The organism is Actinoplanes sp. NBRC 103695 (assembly GCF_030269485.1).
Lineage (GTDB): Bacteria > Actinomycetota > Actinomycetes > Mycobacteriales > Micromonosporaceae > Actinoplanes.
The window spans coordinates 284,812-303,069 of the sequence record NZ_BSTL01000001.1 but is presented as its reverse complement, the minus strand read 5'-3'; the positions used below and the strand labels follow the sequence as shown (position 1 = coordinate 303,069).

Sequence of the window (18,258 nt, the reverse complement as noted above, 5' to 3'; positions counted from 1 at the left end):
GAGTCACCCCTGGCCGGTGAATCGCGAGCGAACTTCGCGGTACAGGTCCGGGTTTGCGCGGATCCGGGTGCTCGGGTCACTTGTCCAGGACTTCCCAGAGCGGATCGAACGGGAGGCCGGCCAAGACCTCGATGGCGCGGGGCGGGAAGTCGGGCCAGCTGTCCCGCCGGGTGTCGTGGCGGCGGTTGAGGTGGCGGTCGAGGAACTTCTGCGTACGGCGCAGGCCGTCGATGCCGGTAGCCGCGTCGAGGTCGCCGGACGCCATCGCGTCGGCGTACTCGTCGAGGTCGAGCACCCGGTACGGATGATCGGGCGGTCCGACGATCACGTCGATCCAGTGGTCGTCGACGCGCACGGTGTCACCGTCGTCGGCGACCGTGACGAGGTCGCAGTACCACCAGCCACGCTGGTGCTCGGGGAAGATCACCGGCTGGTTGATCTGGAATCCGGTGTCGAGCAGCACGAAGCTGCGTTGCTCGCGGTCGACGCCCTGCCAGGTGAATCCCCAGTCGTAGACGATGGCGTCGCCGTCGCGCTAGCCGCGGGCCCGGACGCCGCCGTCGCGGATGACGGTCACAGTGGACGGCATCCGCCGATGATGCCAGGTCAGGGGCGGGCGGCTCGGCGGAGGTCGCGGGGGGCCTCGCCGAACCAGCGGCGGGCCGCTCGGCTCAGGGCGGACTGCTCGGCCAGGCTGACCATGGCGGTGACCTGGGACAGCGGCAGGTCGGTCTGGGTGATGAGGCGGTGCGCCGCTGTCCGGCGTACGTCGTCGAGAAGGTCTTCGAAGGTGGTCCGCTCGTCGGCCAGGCGGCGTTGCAGGGTGCGTGGGTGGGTGCGGAGCTGGCGGGCGATCGCCGCGAGGTCGACCGGTGCGGAGCCGAGCGCCCGGGTCAGCAGGTGCCGCACCCGGTCGGCGACCTCCCGGCCGGGCGCGGGGAAATGGCTGCTCATGTAGTCGAGGGCGACTTCGCGCAGCAGTTCGTTGCCGCCGCCGGTGACGGGTGTGGCGGCCAGCGTGTGCGGGACGCGCAGCACCGCGGCGGGCTGGTCGAAGCGGACGTCGGCGCCGAAGTAGTCGGTGTAGCGGGACACGGCGGCCAGCGGCGGATGCGGCAGGTGGACCGAGCGCAGGCCGTAGCCGCCGGCCAGCAGCGTCGTCACCCGGTGCAGCAGGCCCAGCCCCAGGTCGGCGACCTGCGGGGACAGGGGGACGCTGCCGGCGTAGCGGATGCCGACGACGCCGGGGCGGGATTCGGGGTCGGCGATCTCGGCGACGGAGAGGCCGGGGCTGTGGACGAAGAGGAAGCGGCGTACGCAGTCGAGCGCCTCGCCCAGGGTCGGGGAGCTTTCGATGGCGATGGCGAGCGGGCCGAGAACCGAGGCGTTCTGCTGGCCGGCCAGCCGCAGGCCCAGGTCGCCGCAGTGGCAGGCGGCCGCGGCGGCCTCCAGGGCGCGGGCGGCCGCGGCGGACGGGATGACGGCGTCGTCGCTCTCCAGGGCCGACGGCGGGATGCCGAACCCGGTGAGCAGCGCGTCCCCGTCGCCGCCGAGGGCGGCCACGAGGGCGGGGAGACCGCGGAGGCCGGCGGCCCGGACCACGTCCGTCATGTCGTACGAGGGTAAATACTTGTCGTGAAAAGACAAGTACTCAGGGTACCGAATACACGAAGCTGGACATCATGGCCGAACATCTGGACGTCCTGATCGTCGGCGCCGGGCTCTCGGGGGTGGGCGCGGCCTGGCGGCTGTCCCGCGAGCATCCGGAGCGCAGTTACGCGGTGCTGGAGGGGCGCGCCGCGCTCGGCGGCACCTGGGATCTGTTCCGTTATCCGGGGGTTCGCTCGGACTCGGACATGTTCACGATGAGCTATCCGTTCCGGCCGTGGCGCAGCGACCGGTCGCTGGCCGACGGCGAGTCGATCCGGACGTACATCCGGGAGATCGTCGAGGACGGCGGGATCGGGCCGCGCATCCGGTTCGACACGAAGGTGACGAGGGCCGCCTGGTCGTCGGAGGCGGCACGGTGGACGGTCGAGACCTCGAACGGCACGTACACCTGCAAGTTCCTCTACTGCTGCAGCGGCTACTACGACTACGACAGCGGCTACGAGCCCGACTTCAAAAACAAGGCAGACTTCACGGGTACGTTCGTACACCCGCAGTTCTGGCCCGCGGATCTGGACACGCGCGGCAAGCGGATCGTGGTGATCGGCAGCGGCGCGACCGCGGTGACCCTGGTGCCGACGCTCGCCCCGACGGCGGAGCACGTGACGATGCTGCAGCGCTCCCCCACCTACCTGACGGTTCTGCCGGGGCGGGACAAGATGGCGGCGGCGCTGATGCGGCGGCTTCCGGCGGGCGCGGCGCACCGGCTGGTCCGGGCGCGGAACGTCGCCATGCAGCAGGGTTTCTACCAGCTGGCGCGGCGGCGGCCGGAGCGGGTGAAGGCGCTGTTGCGCAGGTTCGCGGTGGGGCGGCTCGGCGACGAGGCGTACGTGGACAAGCATTTCAAGCCCACCTACCAGCCGTGGGACCAGCGGCTGTGCGTGATCCCGGACGGCGACCTGTACAACGCCATCAGGGAAGGTAAGGCATCGGTCGCCACGGACACGATCCAGGAGTTCGTGCCGGAGGGGATCCGCCTCGGATCCGGAGAGGTGCTGGAAGCGGACATCGTGGTGTCGGCGACCGGCCTGAGCCTGCTGCCCCTCGGCGGCATCGCCCTGGAGAAGGACGGCGCCCCGCTCAATCCCCGCGACATGGTCGCCTACCGCACGATGATGCTCAGCGGCGTACCCAATCTGGCTTTCTGCATCGGTTACACCAACGCGTCCTGGACCCTGCGCGCCGACCTCAGCCACCGCTATGTGATGCGCCTGCTGACCTTCATGGACCGCAACGGGTACGCGACGGCCACGCCGGACGCGGAGCCGCCGGGGCCGAGGCGCCCGCTGCTGGACTTCACCTCCGGGTACGTGCAGCGAGCCCTGCACCTGTTCATGCAGCAGGGCGAGCGTGATCCGTGGACGGTCAAGCAGAACTACATCTACGACCTCGTCCGTTCGCCGCGCGCCGACCTGCGCCGCGGCATGACGTTCACGCGCAAGCGTGCCCGGGTAGGAGCCGCCGCATGAACCCGTTCGTTTTCACCGGCAAGACCGCCGTCGTCACCGGCGCCGCGTCCGGCATCGGCGAACAGCTCGCCTATGACCTGGCAGAACGAGGTAGCAAGCTGGTGCTGGTCGACAAGGACGCGATCGGGCTGAAGGCGGTGGCCGAGCGCATCGGCGGCAGCGTGGAGACGCACGTCGCCGACCTCTCCGACCCGGACGCCGTCACCGAACTCGCCGCCCGGATCCGTGCGGACCACCCCCGGATCGCGCTGCTGATCAACAACGCCGGCATGGCGCTGGGCGGGACGTTCGAGCAGGTCACGGTCGAGGAGTTCGAGCGGGTGCTGAACGTCAACCTGCGCGCGCCGGTGCGGCTCACCCACGAGCTGCTGCCGTCCCTGCTCGCGGTCGAGGGCAGCCACCTGGTGAACGTGTCCAGCCTGTACGGCCTGATCGCGCCGGCCGGGCAGGCCGCGTACAGCACCAGCAAGTTCGGGCTGCGCGGCTTCAGCGAGGTGCTGCGTTCGGAGCTGGAGGGCCGGGTCGGTGTGACGACCGTGCACCCGGGCGGTGTGCGGACGAAGATCGCGGAGAACGCCCCGCTCGGCAGCAAGGTGCCGGCCGGGATCGTGGGCGAGGAGCGTGACCGGTTCCGGGCGCTGCTGTCGTACCCGCCGGAGAAGGCCGCGGCGGAGATCCTGGATGGAGTGGCGCGCCGGAAGGCGCGGGTCCTGATCGCATCGAGCGCGAAGGTGCCCGCGGCGCTCTCCCGCCTGATGCCGGTGTCGCACATGAAGGTGATCGCCCGGCTCATCAGGCTGGCGGCCCGATGACCGTACGCGAGGTCGAGGTGCACGGCGCCCGGATCCGCGCCTGCGAGACGGGCGACCCGGACGCGCCGCCGGTGGTGCTGCTGCACGGCATCGCCCGCAGCCTGGAGGACTGGGCGCCGCAGCACGAGCGGCTGGCCGACGAGTACCGGGTGATCAGTGTGGACCTGCCGGGCTTCGGGCTGAGCGACCCGCTGCCCGGCGCGCCGAGCCTGGACAGCCTGGCCGCCGGCGTCGAGGACACTCTGGCCGTGCTCGGCGTCGGCCGGCCGGTGCACCTGATGGGCAATTCGCTCGGCGGCGCGGTGGCCATGCGCATGATCTGCCGCGAGCCCGGCCTGGCCCGGTCGCTGACCCTGGTGGCGAGCGCCGGTTTCGGCCGCGAGGTGACGTTGGCGCTGCGCATCCTGGCGATCCCCGGGCTGGGCAGGCGGCTGATGCGGCGCTTCGACCGGCGTGCCTCGGTGCAGGTGGAGCGCAGCCTGTTCGTGGACCGGGCGCTGGTCACCGAGGAGCGGGTCGAGTTCGGGCTCAAGGTGGCGGCCCGCCCGGAGTACGCCGCGCACTTCCTCACGACGGCGAAGTCGCTCGGCGGCTGGCGGGGCGTGCACCCGCGCTGGCGGACGGAGTTGCTCGCGGCGACGAAGGAGATCGGCCCGCCGACCCTGGTGGTCTGGGGCGAGAAGGACCTGATCCTGCCCGCCGCGCATCTCGACGCGGCCCGCGCCGCCCTGCCGGACGCGGATTTCCACCTGTTCCCGCGGACGGGCCACATGCCGCAGATCGAGCGGGCCGACGAGTTCGCCGGCCTCGCGAAGGAGTTCCTAAAGAAGGCCTGAACGCTTCCAGAGCGACGACGCACCGGGTCCGTCGATGAGCCCGAGGCCGCCCAGGAACTCGACGACCCGCTCCCCCGCCCAGCGCATCGTGGCGAGATGGTGCGGGTTCTCGCGGGCCGCGCGCCGGCCGACCATCGGGTCGATGCCGACCGACCGGTAGACGTCCTGGTGGATCAGGCGGTTGCCGGTCAGCCAGGCCGTGCGGGCGATGATCAGCCGGTCGAAGGCCAGCCGCTTCCGGCTGGACAGCGGCACCTGCCGGGCGAGTTCCTCGCGGGCGTAGCGGACGTGGCGCGACTCCTCGATCACGTGGATCCGGGACACCATGCGCACCAGCGGCTGCACCCGCTCGTCGGCCATCGCCTCGCGCTGGAAGGTGTCCAGCACCTCCTCGGCGATCAGCGTGGCGGCGTACATCCGCGGGCCGATCGCGGTGCTCGCGACGTATTTGCCGAGCCAGCCGTCGCGTCCGGCCGGGCGGTAGTACGGGCAGCCGAAGCGGTCGATCATCCGGCCGAACATGACCGAGTGCCGGCACTCGTCGCCGACCTCGGTCAGCGCGTACTGGGCGTGCCGGTCCCGGGCGTCCTGCCGGTAGTACTCACGCAGCAGCATCTGCATCAGGATCGTCTCGAACCACACGCCCAGCCCGGCCACGCTGGCGACCTCGTGCTTGGACAGCTCGATCCGCTGCTCCTCGGTGAGCCGTTCCCACAGCTCGGTGCCGTAGAGGCTGCAGCGCTCCGGCGGGCAGAAGTATTTGTCCTTCAGCAGCGGCGCGTCCCAGTCGATCTCGACCTCGGGGTCGTAGGTGTTCGCGACCGACGAACGCAGCAGCCGAGTCGCCGTCTTGTCCCTGTCCATGGCGCGCCCCCTTGACGTTACCCGTGGTAACAGTTACTTCTAGTACTATGAACTCTCCCGACGGCCGCAGTCAACGCTGGGCCGGGCACCGTGAGCAACGCCGCGCCCAGCTGACCGCGGCCGCCATCGAGGCGATCCGGGCCCACGGGCCCGACCTCGGCATGGAGGCGATCGCCGCGCACGCCGGGGTGAGCAAGCCCGTGCTCTACCGCTACTTCGCGGACAAATCCGAGCTCTGGCAGGCGGTGGGCCAGGAGACAGCGGCCGGGTTGCTCGCGGCGATCGGTCCGGCTGTTTCCGCGGTACGCGCGGAGCGCGACGTGGTGGCCGCCGCCGTCGACGCGTATCTCGCCTACATCGAGGGCGACCCGCACGTCTACCGGTTCGTGGTGCACCCGTCCGGCATCGAGCGCGGCAACGACGTGGTGGTCGACGTGGTCGACACCGTGTCCAGCGGCCTGGCGCGCATCCTGGGCGACCGGTTGCGCGCCGTCGGCCTCGACTCCGGCGCGGCGCTGCCCTGGGCGTACGGCATCGTCGGTTATGTCCAGACCGTCGGTGACTGGTGGCTGCGCACCCAGCAGCCGATCAGCCGGCCGGCGCTGAGCGACTACCTGGCCACGTTCCTCTGGGGCGGCATCGCCAACCTGCGCGTCGTCCCGGACGGCGTTCCGGACGAATGGATGCACCATGAGTGAAGACTTTCGCGGCCCTGCCACCGTCCAGGTCGGCGACGCCTCGGCCGACCTGGCCGTCCGGCTGTCCGCGCACTTCGAGCCGCTGGAGGGACGTTTGCGCTGGGCGGGACGCACCGAGCCGGATCCCGCGCTGGTCGAGGCCTACCGCGCCGGCGCCCGCGAGGCCACGATCGCGATCGGCGGCGGCGAGCCCGTCCCGGCGAAGCTCGGCGAGCCCGATCCCTGGGGCGGCCTGCGCCTCACGGGCACCGGCTTCCCGCCCTGGCCGGACTTCGGCTGAGCTGCGACGTCACACCTCAGGGCGCACGATGAGGTCATGACGGCATTCGAAGCGGAACGAGACGCGATCTACACCGACGGCATCACGGCCCTCAAGGGTGCCTTCAGCGCCGAGTGGGCCGACCGGATGCGCGAGGACATCGAGGCGGCGTTCGCGAAGGCGATCGACCGGCCCGGCGGCGCGGTCGGGCGCGGGCCGCACCGCTACTACGTGGAGATCCACCCCGAGCAGCTGCGCGGCTTCGCCGAGCTGGTCACGCACCCGTGGGTGATGGGGGTCAGCGAGGCGGTGCTCGGCCCGAGCTACCAGATCGTCGAACTCGGGTTCGACATCCCGTTCGCCGGCGCGGCCGACCAGCCGTGGCACCGGGATTTCCCGATGCCCGCCCTCACCAAGGAGCGACGCGAGCTCGACTCGCTCGCCTTCAACCTGACGGCCGTCGACACGGCCGAGGACATGGGGCCTTTCGAGATCGCTCCGGGTACGCAGTTCGACGACGAGCCCGACTTCGACCACGGCATGTTCCCGCCCAAGGACCGCTACCCGCGCTACCAGGAGCGGGCGGTGCGCAAGTTCCCGCAGCGCGGCGACATCTCGGCCCGCTCGGCCCTGACCGTCCACCGCGGCACCAGGAACCTCTCGCGGCACGCCCGTCCCGTGCTGGTCCTCGGCGTCGACGCCCCGGGCGCCGGCAACGGCGACAAGCACGACATGGCCGTCACCCGCGCCTACCGGGAGTCGCTGCCCGCCGCCGCACGCGACCACCTGGTCTGCCCGGTGGTCGACAAGCTGGAGCCGATCACCCAGAAGCACACCATCGAGGGCCTGGTCATGGGCGAGGCCTGAGGTCCGGCTCCGGTCGGCGCCGGACTCGATCGACGGCGGGCTCAAGTCGACGGCGGGGCGGCCGATGAGACGGCGGTGACGGGTCGGCGGAGGCAGATGACGGCGCTGGTCGCGCTGTGCCTCGCGGCCGGCGTGCCCGTCGTCCTGCTCTCGCACACCGCGGCCGCGACCTACACGCAGCTCGCCAGCAGCGCGCTCGCCTGCGCGGCCGGGGTGCTCGGCTTCCTCGCCGCGCGGCGCCTCACTGGCAACGCCCGCCACGGCTGGGCGCTGCTCGGCGGCGGCTGCCTCAGCTGGGGCCTGGGCAACTTCTACTGGTCCTGGAACGAGCTGGTCGTGCACGCCGAGGTGCTGTTCCCCTCGCTCGCCGACGCCGGCTACCTGGGCCTCCCGGTGCTCGGCGCGGCCGGCCTGTGGCTGATCTCCGGCTTCAGCTCGGTCCGCGCCCGCACGACGGTGCTGCTCGACGGCCTGATCGTCGGGTGCGCGCTGTTCGTCGTCGGCTGGGTGATCACCGTGCGGTCGGTGTGGGAGGCCGGCGCCGACTCCAAGCTGGCGTTCGTGGTGTCCCTGGCGTACCCGGTCGGCGACATCGTGCTGGCCACCATGGCCGTCCTCGTGGCCGCCCGCGCCCGGGGCGGTGGCCGCGGCATCGCCATCCTGATCATCCTGGGCCTGGCCGGCATGACCGCCTCGGACTCCATGTTCCTGCTGGACACCTCGGCCGGGACCTACTTCACCGGCCAGTCGTCGGATGCCGGCTTCTTCATCTGCTTCACGGCCCTCGGCGCGGCTTCCTGGGCGGCGGCACGATGGCCGGCCGAGCAGAACGACGCCGGCGTGCTGACCCGCTGGCGGATCCTGCTGCCGTACGTGCCGTTCGGGCTGGCCGCGTCCGTCGTGGCCGGGCAGACGATCGGCGGCGGGCGGGTCGGCGCGCCCGAGGTGGTGCCGCTGCTCGCCGGGCTGGTCCTGATCCTGCTGCGGCAGCTGTCCACGCTGCTGCACAACTCGACGCTCACCCGGCGGATGCGGTACCAGGCGTACCACGACCCGCTGACCGGGCTGGGCAACCGCGCGCAGTTCACCGAGCGGCTCGAGGTGACGCTCGCCGCCGGGACTCCGGTCGCGGTCGTGTATCTGGACCTCGACGACTTCAAGCTGGTCAACGACTCCCTCGGCCACGACGCCGGCGACGTCGTCCTGCGTACCGTCGGCGACCGGCTGCGCGCCTGCTTCGAACCGGACGACACCATCGCCCGCCTCGGCGGTGACGAGTTCGCCGTGCTCACCGGCCGGGTCGACGGGCTCCCCGCGCAGGCGCGGCGGCTGCTGGCGGAGTTGCACGCGCCGTTCCAGGTCGGCTCCCGCACGGTCCAGGTCGGCGCCAGCGTCGGCGTCGCGGTCGCCACCGGCCCGATGTACGCCGAGGACCTGCGCAAGAACGTCGACCTCGCGATGTACGCGGCCAAGGCGCAGGGCAAGAACACGTACGCGATGTTCGAGCCGTCGATGCGGCAGGGCTTCGACCGGGAGATGATGTTCCGCGCCGAGCTGCGCCAGGCGCTGGCGCACGACCTGCTGGACGTCGTCTACCAGCCGATCGTGACGCTGGCCGACCGGCAGGTGATCGGCGTCGAGGCGCTCGCGCGCTGGGAGCACCCGTACCTCGGCTCGGTGCCGCCCGAGGTGTTCATCCCGGTCGCCGAGCGGGCCGGCGTGATCGCCGAGGTGGGCGTGTCCGTGCTGCGGCGGGCCCTGGCCGAGTTCGCGGCGTGGCCGGGCGCGGGCGACGCCTACCTGTCGATCAACGTCTCGCCGTCGCAGATGCTCGACCCGTCGTTCCCGGCAACCGTGGCGACCATGCTCGCCCAGGCCGGGCTGCGACCGGAGCAGCTGGTGCTCGAGGTGGCCGAGAGCGCCCTGGCCGATGAGTCCGACGTGATCGGCACGCTGGCGCTGCTGCGGTCCACCGGCGTACGGATCGCGATCGACGACTTCGGCACCGGCTACGCCTCGCTGCGGCACCTGCACCGGTTGCCCGCGGACATCGTCAAGATCGACGGGACGTACGTGCGGGACATCGCCCGCGACCCGGCGGCGGCACGGATCGTCGGCACCCTGTGGCAGCTGTTCGGCGCGATCGGGCTGACCGCGGTGGCCGAGGGCCTCGAGGATCCGGCCCAGGCGCAGATGCTGCTGGAACTCGGCTGCCCCGCGGGCCAGGGCTTCCTGTACGGCTACCCCGCGCCGCTGGCCTCGATCGCCCTGAGGAACCCGCTGACCGCCGCGTAGTACGGCTCGACCGTGGTGACGTCGAGGTACTCGGCCGGCCCGTGCTGACCGTCCCCGCCCGGCCCGAAGATCACCGCGTTGACGCCGCGCGCCGAGTAGAACCGGCCGTCCGCGGCCCCGTGCTTGCGCAGCAGGTCCCCGCGCCGCGAGCCGCCGCCGTGCGCCTCGGCGTCCGGCGGGTCGCTTCGCTGCAGCAGCTTGACCTCGGCGCATTGCGGGTCGGCGTGGTGCGGGGGCGCGACCGAGTCGACGATCACCTCGACGCCGTCGCCGGCCAGCCCGTCCAGGTGCGCGGCGATCTCGGCACCGCTCCGCCCGTCCTCCGGCGGGAACCGCACGTCCAGCCACGCCGTCGCGTCCGCCGGCACCTGGTTGACCGCCGCGTTGCCGGTCACGATCCGGGCCACGTTGACGGTGGTCACCCACTCCTCGGCCGCCGGCACCGGGTAGTGCCGCAGGATCTCCTCGACGGCCCGGGTCACCTTGATCAGCGCGTTGTCGCCGAGCCACGGATAGGCCGCGTGCGCCGCCCGCCCGGTCGCGACGAGCCGGACCTGGAGCAGCCCTTTCGACTCGGCCACCACGCGCAGGCCGCTCTGCTCGCCGATCACCACGAAGCCGGCCGTGACACCCCGCTCGATCTGGTGTGCCGTCCCGTCGAACCCGCCCACCTCCTCGTCACAGACCAACTGCAGACCCAGGGGGTACGGGAGGACGGGCGCGAGTTCGCGGAACACCTCGGCGAGAACGAGCGCGGCGACCTTCATGTCCTGGGCGCCGCGGCCGTACAGGCGGTCGCCCTCGCGTCGCGCCACGAACTGGTCGGGGGAACCGGGCACCACGTCGAGGTGTCCGTTGAGGATCACCCGGAAATCGTTCCGGCCGGGCGTTGTGGACACCAGCGCGCTCGGCTTGCCCCGCGAGGTGAAGCGGCGGACGGCGAACCCCGGACCCACCGAGTCCAGGACCAGGTCGAGGGCCCGTGCCAGGTCGTCGGGGCGGTCCGCGGTGGACGGGATCGCGATCAGGCCGGCGGCACGGTCCAGCAGCGCATCGAGCTCCACCGGCCGAGCCTACCGAGCCGTCACAAAGAGAAAGAACGCTCGTTCCCAGGGGAACGAACGTTCTTTCTCGGGCCGTCAATTGTTACTGCTCGGCCTCAGTACTACTTCTTGGCCTTCGCGGCGCCCTCGTCGGCAGCGCCGGCCTCGTCGCCGGCACCGGCCTCGTCACCAGCACCCGCCTCGTCGCCGGCACCAGCCTCGTCACCGGCCTCATCACCAGCACCAGCCTCATCACCGGCACCCTCTTCGCCGGCACCGGCGCCCGCACCGGCCGCGGCCTTCGCCACGGCCAAGTCCAGGCAGGACTGCAGCAGCGTGGCCCGAGCGGCGTCGACGTCGGCGGCAGCGGCGTCGCCGCCCTCCTCGCCGGCTCCGGCCTCGTCACCAGCACCGGCCTCGTCGCCGGCGCCCTCGTCGCCCGCGCCGGCCTCTTCGCCCTTGCCCTTGCCCTTGCCGGCCTTCTCGGCTTCCTTGGCGGCCTCGCGGGCCGCCTTACGCGCTTCCTTGGCCCGCTTGACGGCGCCACGCAGCGAATTCTTCAGCTCGCCCATCTTCGGCTTCGCCTTCGCGGCCGGCGGCTCCTCCGGCGCGGCGGACGCGTCGCCCGCGCCCTCGGCACCCTCTTCGGCACCTTCCTCGCCCTGGCCGGCGGCCTCCGCGTCGGCGGCGGCCTGGTCGATCGCGAACGTGTCGCAGGCGGTCTCGAGCGCGGCGGCCGAAGCCGCGGCCGCCTCGGCGGCGCCCTGGTTCTCGACCGGCGCCAGTTCCTCGCCGTCACAGAGCACCACGCCACCGTTGATCGCCAGCTCGGCGCACTGCGAGACGTCGAACTGCTGACCGTCCACGACCACGACATCCGCGGCCTTCGTCTCCCCGGCGGACGCGAGCTGCACACCCGTCAAGCCGCCGGCCACCAGCACGCCGGCGATCACAACCGCGCCGATCGCCTTGCGATTGACCCGGGTGCCCCTTCGGTAACGCAGACTCATCATCACTCCTCGTCGCTGGACGTCGATGTCTTCGCTGGGGACTTACGGGGCTGCCCGCACAGTGGTTCACCGATTCCAGAAACGGAAAATCGGCGCCGATCCCGCCCGGCGCCCGCCGGGCGTCACCCGACCGGTTGCATCGTTCCTGCTCAGGAAGGGCGTACGCGGACGCGGCAACACGGGTCGATGGGCGTCGAAATTTCATGGAGAAGAAAGGTTCGCCGGCCACTCGTGGAGCGCCGCCGCCCATTCGGGGAACACTCCCCGGCCGGCCGTAACCGGTTTCCCGCTTTCCGGCCGGCGCGCAATGCGATTCTCCGGACGCAATTCCGTGCAGTTTCCGCTGGTCACGGCGCGATGGCATGTGCACCGATACGGGCCGGTGCTCCCTTTCGTACCCATCTGCGGGTGATCTTGAAGGCTCTCGTCAGGTGGCGACGGTGCGGCGGGACGTGGACCGGCCCCACCGGACGGTGCGGTCGAGCAGGGCGCGGGCGGCGATCGTGATGCAGACGGCGCCGTTGACGAACGAGGCCGTCACGTCACTCGGGTGGTGCATGCCGCGATAGAGGCGGGAGAAGGCCACCGCGACCGGGATCAGGACCAGCAGCCACACCGCCGCCTTGAGCCAGGTCCGGTTGAGCAGCAGAGCCAGAACCAGGGCGAGGCCGGCGTAGAGCGCCACCGCGGCCGAGGTGTGCCCGGACGGGAAACTGCTGGTGGGCGGCGACACGTCCATCTTGGCCACGGCCGGGCGGGCGCGGTCGATGACCAGCGTGGTGAAGAAGAAGACCACCGCCTGGCAGGCCACCGCGAGGCACAGGAAGATCGATTCGTTCCAGCGGCGCAGGCGCCACCGCAGCACGAGGGCCGCGACCACGGTCACCCCGATGATCACCGGGGTGCTGCCGACCAGGCTGAAGAACCCGGTTATCCCGTTCCAGTCGCCGGTGCGGTCCGCGGCGAAGTCACGGTTGACGCCGTCCTCGATCGTGAACGGCCAGTCCCGGTTCAGCACCTTCGTCACCAGCAGACCGATCCCGATCATCACCAGCAACCAGACCGCGATCGGCACGATCACCCGTTTGAGAGCTTGCAGCGCGACTGTCACGCGGCGTTCTTACCCATGAGGATCTTTCGTTACGCGTACGCGTGTGGAAGGCGGCCGTCGTCGCGGTCACCATCGCCAGCCCGAGGAGCCATCCGGCCACCACGTCGCTGGTGAAATGCACGCCCAGCCCGATCCGGGTCAGGCCGGTGACCACGGTGATCACCACGGCCCCGGTCCACAACGCCGGGCGCCACCGGCCGAGCGGCAGCAGCACCAACAGGAAGACGCCGCAGGCCAGCGCGGCGTTGGCGGCATGGCCGGACGGGAAGGAGTACCCGGCCGCGCGCGCCACCGGGTCGAGGAACTCCGGGCGGTCGCGTTCCACGAGCAGTTTGAGCAGGGCGGCGAACACGCCGCCGGCGGTCATCGTGGCGATCACCCACCAGGCGAGCCGGACCGCGCGCCGGCGGAACAGCCAGACGATCAGGACGAGCGCGGCCGCCCGCAGCGCCATCGGCGAGAAGACCAGGCTCCACACCTCCATGGCGTCCACCACGGCGGGGTGACCGACGGCCCACACGTGCACCGCGTTCGAGACCGAGGCGTCGAAGGCGTGCAGCGGGGTCCAGCTCCCGGCCACGAAGATCGCGAGCAGGGCGAACGGGCCGACCAGGAGCACGGTCAGCACGGAGGCGACGCCGAGGCGCAGAGGAAGTCGCACACCCGCCATCTACCCCTTATTCGCCTCTCGTTCACCTTCGGCGACCAGATTGCCGAGAATCCGGGCCAGGTCGGCGCGGTCACCGGGGCTCAGCCGGGCGAAGAACCGGTCGGCCTCGATGATCCTGGCCGCGCGGATGTCGTCGGCGGCCGCCCGGCCACGGTCGGTCAGCACGATCAGCGTGGCGCGGCGGTCGGCCAGGTCGGGCCGGCGCTCCACCAGGCCCCGCCGCTCCAGGTGGTCGACGACCTCGGTGGCCGAGCGCGGCGCGATGCGCAGCCGCTCGGCCAGGTCGCCCAGCCGGTGCGGCTCGTCGTGCAGCAGCACGCCCAGCGCGCGGGACTGAGCGGGCGTGACCGCCCACGGCTCCAAGGCGTCCCGCGTGCGGAAACGCAGCTCCCGGGCCACCGCCCAGAAGAGCTCGCCCATCCCCTCGTCCGACACGGGAATACCGTAGCAGGAGGAATCGCTGTACCCTCATGTTGAGGTAACCTCAGCTTTTTGGAAGGATCCTATGACCAAGACCAAGGACATGACCAGGGTCAAAGAAATCGAAAAGGAGCAGGCCAAGCACGTCTCGCTCCGACGCATCCGGCGGCTGTTCCGGCCGCACCGGGCCCCGCTCGCCGTCGTCACCGCGATCATCGCGGCGTCGTCCGTGATCGCCATGGCCCAGCCCTTCCTCCTGCGCGAGGTCATCGACGTCGCGCTCCCCCACTCCGACGTCCGGCTGCTGAGCTGGCTGGTGGCGGGCATGGTCGCCGTCGCCGCCGTGACCGCCGCGCTGGGTGTCGTGCAGACCTGGATCGCCACCACCGTCGGCCAGCGGGTGATGCACCGGCTGCGCATCGACGTGTTCGCGCACCTGCAACGGCAGTCCGTGGCGTTCTTCACCCGCACCCGCACCGGCGAGGTGCAGTCCCGCATCACCAACGACATCGGCGGCATGCAGTCCGTGGTGACCTCGACGGCCACCTCGCTCGCCTCCAACCTGACCACGGTCGTGGCCACCGTGGTCGCGATGATCGCGCTGTCCTGGCAGCTCACCCTGATCTCGCTGGTGGTGCTCCCGCCGTCGGTGATGCTCTCCCGCCGGGTCGCCCGGATGCGCCGGGCCATCACCGCCCAGCGGCAACGCGAGCTGGCCGACCTCAACGTGACCGTCGAGGAGGGCCTGTCGATCAGCGGCATCCAGCTCAGCAAGACCATGCACACCGGCCCCGAGCTGGTCCGCCGGTTCACCGGCTCGTCCACCCGCCTGATCGACCTCGAGCTGCGCTCGGAGCTGGCCGGCCGCTGGCGGATGGCCACCATGAGCATCATCTTCGCGGCCATCCCCGCCGTCATCTACCTGAGCGCCGGACTGCCGATCGCCGCCGGTGCGATGAGCATCGGCACCCTGGTCGCCTTCACCGCCCTGCAGACGGCGCTGTTCCGGCCGCTCACCCAGCTGCTCAACGTGGGCGTCTCGGTGACCGCGTCGCTGGCGCTGTTCGCCCGCATCTTCGAATACCTGGACCTCCCGGTCGAGGTCGACGACCCCGCCGATCCCGCGGACGTCTCGCACGTCACCGGCCACCTGCGCCTCGAGGACGTGACGCTGACCTACCCCGGCAGCTCCGCGCCCGCCGTGTCGGGCGTCAGCCTGGACGTGCCGGCCGGCACCTCCCTGGCCCTGGTCGGCCAGACCGGTTCCGGCAAGAGCACCATCGCCGGCCTGATCGCCCGCCTGCAGGACCCGACCTCCGGCCGCGTCACCATCGACGGCGTCGACCTACGCGACATCCGTCAGGCCGACCTGGCCGCCATCGTCGGCGTGGTCAGCCAGGAGACCTACCTGTTGCACACCACGGTGCGCGAGAACCTGCGGTACGCCCGGCCCGACGCGGCCGACGCCCAGATCGAGCAGGCGGCCCGAGCCGCGCAGATCCACGACCTGATCACAGACCTGCCGGACGGCTACGACACGGTCGTCGGCTCCCGGGGTCACCGCTTCTCCGGCGGCGAAAAACAACGCATCGCGATCGCGCGCACCCTGCTGCGCGACCCCAAGATTCTGGTGCTCGACGAGGCCACCAGCGCCCTCGACACCACCACCGAGCGAGCCGTGCAGCGCGCGTTCGACGAGCTGGCGAAGGGCCGCACCACGATCACCATCGCCCACCGCCTGTCCACCGTCCGCGACGCCGACCGCATCGCGGTCCTGCACCACGGCCGCATCCTCGAGTCCGGCACCCACGACACCCTGGTCCGAGCCGACGGCCGCTACGCCGCCCTGGCCGCGTAGCGGACACCGCGCGAGCGACACGGCCGCATAGCGGGGTCACCGCGCGAGCGACACGGCCGCATAGCGGTCACCGCGCGAGCGACGCCCGGGCCCGGCTCGTCAGCAGCCCGTTGTATCCGCTGAGAACGGGAAGACGGTCCGGGCTGAACCACCCCAGCTCCGATCCCTCCTGCCCATCAGCCACGGCGGTGCCGGTCACGCCACCCGCCAGAAACGTCACCCCGACGACGAAGACCTGGTCCCCGTTGGGATACGTGAGCCGAAACTCCGGACCCGAGTACACGTCGATCTGACGCAGCGACTCGACGGTCAGGCCACTCTCCTCGAAGAGCTCGCGCCGGGCACCGTCCTCGAAGGACTCCCCGAGCTCCAGAGCTCCACCGAGGAGTCCCCACCGGCCGTCGTCGGCCCGCCGCTGGAGCAGCCAGCGGCCCCCGTCGTCGGCGACGACGACACCGGCCGCGGCGAGCAGCAACGGCCGGTGCCCCACCAGATCGCGCAGTTCACTGACGTACGTCACGGACGCACCCTAGGTTCTGAGTGGCGGGGCTGCGAGACCATCGGGCCATGGAGGTATCTCGATGAAACGGATACTCGCTCTGTCCACCGTGGCCGCCGTTCTCGTGACCCTGGTGCCGGGCACCGCGGGAGCGGCCGATGCTGGACGATCTGAACCCGGTCTGAGCTGGGCGCCCTGCGCCGCCGCTCCCGACTCCGGTCTCGAATGCGCCGACCTGCGCGTGCCGCTCGACTACCGGGCCCCGCGCGGCAGGTCGATCACCGTCGCCGTCTCCCGGCTCCGGGCGGCCGATCCCGCGAAGCGCCGCGGGGTCCTGCTTCTCAACCCGGGCGGTCCGGGCGGCAGCGGCTTGGACATGCCGCTCTTCCTGGCCGAGACCCTGCCCGCCGACGTCCTCGACCGCTACGACCTGATCGGGTTCGACCCTCGGGGCGTCGGCGCCAGCACGCCGATCAGCTGCGGCATCCCGGAGACCACACCGCTCGAGCTGATCCTGCCGTACCCGGCGCCGGACGGCTCGATCGACCGCAACGTCGCCTTCGCCCGGACCACCGCGCGCGACTGCGCCGCCGTCGCCGGCGACCTGCTGCCGCACATCACCACCGCCAACACCGCCCGCGACATGGACAGCATCCGCGCCGCGCTCGGGGAGCCGAAGATCTCGTATCTCGGGTACTCCTACGGCACGTACCTGGGTGCGGTCTACGTCTCGCTGTTCCCTCGGCGCACCGACCGGATCGTGCTGGACAGCGCGGTCGACCCGGCCCGGGTGTGGTCCGGCGTCTGGAGCAGCTGGGGCGAGGCGGTGGCGCTGCGGCTGCCCGACTTCACCAAGTGGGCCGCGGCCCGCGACGACACCTACCACCTCGGCGCCACGCCGCGCGCGGTCGAACGCACCTTCTACCGGATCGCCCGGCGGCTGGACCACTCGCCGGTCGAACTGCCCGACATCACCGTCACCGGCAACCTCTTCCGCGAGGAGACGCGCCGGTCGCTGTACGACGACCGGGCGTTCAGCGGTCTCGCGGAGATCTGGCAGGCGTTCTCCGATCCGGCGGACCCGCCCGCGGCCGAGACCGCCAGAAGAGCCGGACTCGCGGAGCCGACCTGGGACAACTCCCTCGCCGTGCTGTACGGGATCGTCTGCGGTGACGTGAGCTGGCCGCGGGACACCGGCGTGTACGCCCGCAACACGGCCGCCAGCCGCCGCGCCTACCCGGCGACGGCCGGCATGCCCGGCAACATCTGGCCCTGCGCGTTCTGGGCACACCGCCCGGTCGAGCCGCCCGTCAAGGTGACCGACCGGGGCCCGCGCAACATCCTGATCCTGCAGAACCTGCGCGACCCGGCAACATCCTGGCGCAACGGGTACGGCCTGCGCCGGGCCCTCGGTGACCGGGCCGCGTTCGTCACCGTGAACGCCGGCGGGCACGGCATCTACGGCATCCGCTCCGGCCCGTGCACCGACGCCATCGCCACCGGATTCCTGGCGGACGGCCGGCTTCCCGCCCGGGACCAGTTCTGTCAGGGCCCGTCGCCGGAGGACCAGCCGGCCGGCGGCGCCCGATCCGCCACCGGCGACTGGCGGCCCGGCCCCTGGCTGTGACACCCGGGAATGTCGGCCCGGGCGGCGACGTTCCGAGTGCGGTGCCGGCTTTGCGCCGGCCAGGATCGAGGTCAGTGATGAAGGTACGAAACTCACTCAGGTCGCTCAAGAACAAGCCCGGTTCGGTCCTCACCCGCCGGCGTGGCCGCCTCGTGGTGATCAACCGCAAGAATCCCCGCTGGAACGGCCGCCAGGGCTGATCCACGGAAGCACACGAGGGCGCAGCGCGGAGACTCTCCGCGCTGCGCCGCT

At 71.6% G+C, this 18,258-nt stretch carries 19 protein-coding genes; 10 read left to right on the top strand and 9 right to left on the bottom strand.

Annotated elements, in window-relative coordinates:
* Positions 1-76: 76 nt before the first annotated feature.
* Together QSK31_RS01255 and QSK31_RS01250 are read right to left on the bottom strand one after the other, a co-directional pair.
* A complete protein-coding gene (locus QSK31_RS01255) occupies positions 77-520 on the bottom strand; it encodes a DUF402 domain-containing protein (RefSeq protein WP_502872886.1) in 444 nt (147 codons plus the stop codon).
* Positions 521-606: 86 nt separating this feature from the next.
* On the bottom strand, positions 607-1,611 hold the full coding sequence (locus tag QSK31_RS01250) for an AraC family transcriptional regulator (RefSeq protein WP_285680142.1): 1,005 nt from the start codon (positions 1,609-1,611) through the stop codon (positions 607-609).
* A 71-nt stretch (positions 1,612-1,682) separates the two neighbouring features.
* Here QSK31_RS01250 and QSK31_RS01245 point away from each other — a divergent pair, with 71 nt between their 5' ends.
* From QSK31_RS01245 to QSK31_RS01235, 3 genes are read left to right on the top strand one after another with little or no spacing between them, the layout of a single operon-like run.
* On the top strand, positions 1,683-3,137 hold the full coding sequence (locus QSK31_RS01245; protein ID WP_285680141.1) for a flavin-containing monooxygenase: 1,455 nt from the start codon (positions 1,683-1,685) through the stop codon (positions 3,135-3,137).
* Positions 3,134-3,949 (top strand): SDR family NAD(P)-dependent oxidoreductase, encoded by an 816-nt coding sequence (locus tag QSK31_RS01240; protein ID WP_285680140.1) that lies wholly within the window; start codon positions 3,134-3,136, stop codon positions 3,947-3,949. The genes QSK31_RS01245 and QSK31_RS01240 overlap by 4 nt, the downstream gene beginning before the upstream one ends.
* Positions 3,946-4,785: an alpha/beta fold hydrolase gene (locus QSK31_RS01235; protein WP_285680139.1), complete on the top strand. Its 840-nt coding sequence runs from the start codon at positions 3,946-3,948 to the stop codon at positions 4,783-4,785. The genes QSK31_RS01240 and QSK31_RS01235 overlap by 4 nt, the downstream gene beginning before the upstream one ends.
* On the opposite strand, the gene QSK31_RS01230 is transcribed toward QSK31_RS01235, so the two are convergent.
* Entirely contained in the window at positions 4,771-5,649 is an 879-nt protein-coding gene (locus QSK31_RS01230; protein WP_285680138.1) for an AurF N-oxygenase family protein, read from the bottom strand. The genes QSK31_RS01235 and QSK31_RS01230 overlap by 15 nt on opposite strands.
* A 47-nt stretch (positions 5,650-5,696) precedes the next feature.
* Between QSK31_RS01230 and QSK31_RS01225 the strand changes: the two genes are divergently transcribed.
* The 4 genes from QSK31_RS01225 (at position 5,697) to QSK31_RS01210 (ending at position 9,768) form a co-directional block, all read left to right on the top strand.
* Positions 5,697-6,347, top strand: a complete 651-nt coding sequence (locus QSK31_RS01225; protein ID WP_285680137.1) for a TetR family transcriptional regulator — start codon at positions 5,697-5,699, stop codon at positions 6,345-6,347.
* Positions 6,340-6,627 (top strand): DUF4873 domain-containing protein, encoded by a 288-nt coding sequence (locus QSK31_RS01220; RefSeq protein WP_285680136.1) that lies wholly within the window; start codon positions 6,340-6,342, stop codon positions 6,625-6,627. Before QSK31_RS01225 ends, QSK31_RS01220 begins: the two co-directional genes overlap by 8 nt.
* A gap of 36 nt (positions 6,628-6,663) precedes the next feature.
* Positions 6,664-7,473, top strand: a complete 810-nt coding sequence (locus QSK31_RS01215) for a phytanoyl-CoA dioxygenase family protein (protein WP_285680135.1) — start codon at positions 6,664-6,666, stop codon at positions 7,471-7,473.
* Positions 7,474-7,569: 96 nt separating this feature from the next.
* Positions 7,570-9,768, top strand: coding sequence for a putative bifunctional diguanylate cyclase/phosphodiesterase (locus QSK31_RS01210; RefSeq protein ID WP_285680133.1), 2,199 nt, complete (start codon positions 7,570-7,572; stop codon positions 9,766-9,768).
* Here QSK31_RS01210 and QSK31_RS01205 read toward each other — a convergent pair.
* The 5 genes from QSK31_RS01205 to QSK31_RS01185 form a co-directional block, all read right to left on the bottom strand.
* Positions 9,714-10,832, bottom strand: coding sequence for a M20 family metallopeptidase (locus QSK31_RS01205; RefSeq protein ID WP_285680131.1), 1,119 nt, complete (start codon positions 10,830-10,832; stop codon positions 9,714-9,716). The genes QSK31_RS01210 and QSK31_RS01205 overlap by 55 nt on opposite strands.
* 101 nt (positions 10,833-10,933) lie before the next feature.
* The gene (locus QSK31_RS01200; protein WP_285680129.1) at positions 10,934-11,821 is read right to left on the bottom strand and encodes a hypothetical protein; all 888 of its coding nucleotides are present in this window, start codon (positions 11,819-11,821) and stop codon (positions 10,934-10,936) included.
* A gap of 427 nt (positions 11,822-12,248) precedes the next feature.
* Positions 12,249-12,848 (bottom strand): phosphatase PAP2 family protein, encoded by a 600-nt coding sequence (locus QSK31_RS01195; RefSeq protein ID WP_285680127.1) that lies wholly within the window; start codon positions 12,846-12,848, stop codon positions 12,249-12,251.
* Positions 12,790-13,593: a phosphatase PAP2 family protein gene (locus QSK31_RS01190; protein WP_285680126.1), complete on the bottom strand. Its 804-nt coding sequence runs from the start codon at positions 13,591-13,593 to the stop codon at positions 12,790-12,792. Before QSK31_RS01190 ends, QSK31_RS01195 begins: the two co-directional genes overlap by 59 nt.
* A 9-nt stretch (positions 13,594-13,602) precedes the next feature.
* Positions 13,603-14,037 (bottom strand): MarR family winged helix-turn-helix transcriptional regulator, encoded by a 435-nt coding sequence (locus QSK31_RS01185; protein ID WP_285680124.1) that lies wholly within the window; start codon positions 14,035-14,037, stop codon positions 13,603-13,605.
* Between the two features lie 70 nt (positions 14,038-14,107).
* Between QSK31_RS01185 and QSK31_RS01180 the strand changes: the two genes are divergently transcribed.
* The gene (locus tag QSK31_RS01180) at positions 14,108-15,880 is read left to right on the top strand and encodes an ABC transporter ATP-binding protein (protein ID WP_285680122.1); all 1,773 of its coding nucleotides are present in this window, start codon (positions 14,108-14,110) and stop codon (positions 15,878-15,880) included.
* Positions 15,881-15,947: 67 nt separating this feature from the next.
* Here QSK31_RS01180 and QSK31_RS01175 read toward each other — a convergent pair whose 3' ends face one another.
* On the bottom strand, positions 15,948-16,400 hold the full coding sequence (locus tag QSK31_RS01175) for an NUDIX domain-containing protein (protein WP_285680120.1): 453 nt from the start codon (positions 16,398-16,400) through the stop codon (positions 15,948-15,950).
* Positions 16,401-16,461: 61 nt separating this feature from the next.
* Here QSK31_RS01175 and QSK31_RS01170 point away from each other — a divergent pair, with 61 nt between their 5' ends.
* Together QSK31_RS01170 and QSK31_RS01165 are read left to right on the top strand one after the other, a co-directional pair.
* Entirely contained in the window at positions 16,462-18,006 is a 1,545-nt protein-coding gene (locus QSK31_RS01170) for an alpha/beta hydrolase (RefSeq protein ID WP_285680118.1), read from the top strand.
* A 77-nt stretch (positions 18,007-18,083) separates the two neighbouring features.
* A complete protein-coding gene (locus QSK31_RS01165; protein WP_285680117.1) occupies positions 18,084-18,206 on the top strand; it encodes a ribosomal protein bL36 in 123 nt (40 codons plus the stop codon).
* The last annotated feature ends 52 nt before the right edge of the window (positions 18,207-18,258 follow it).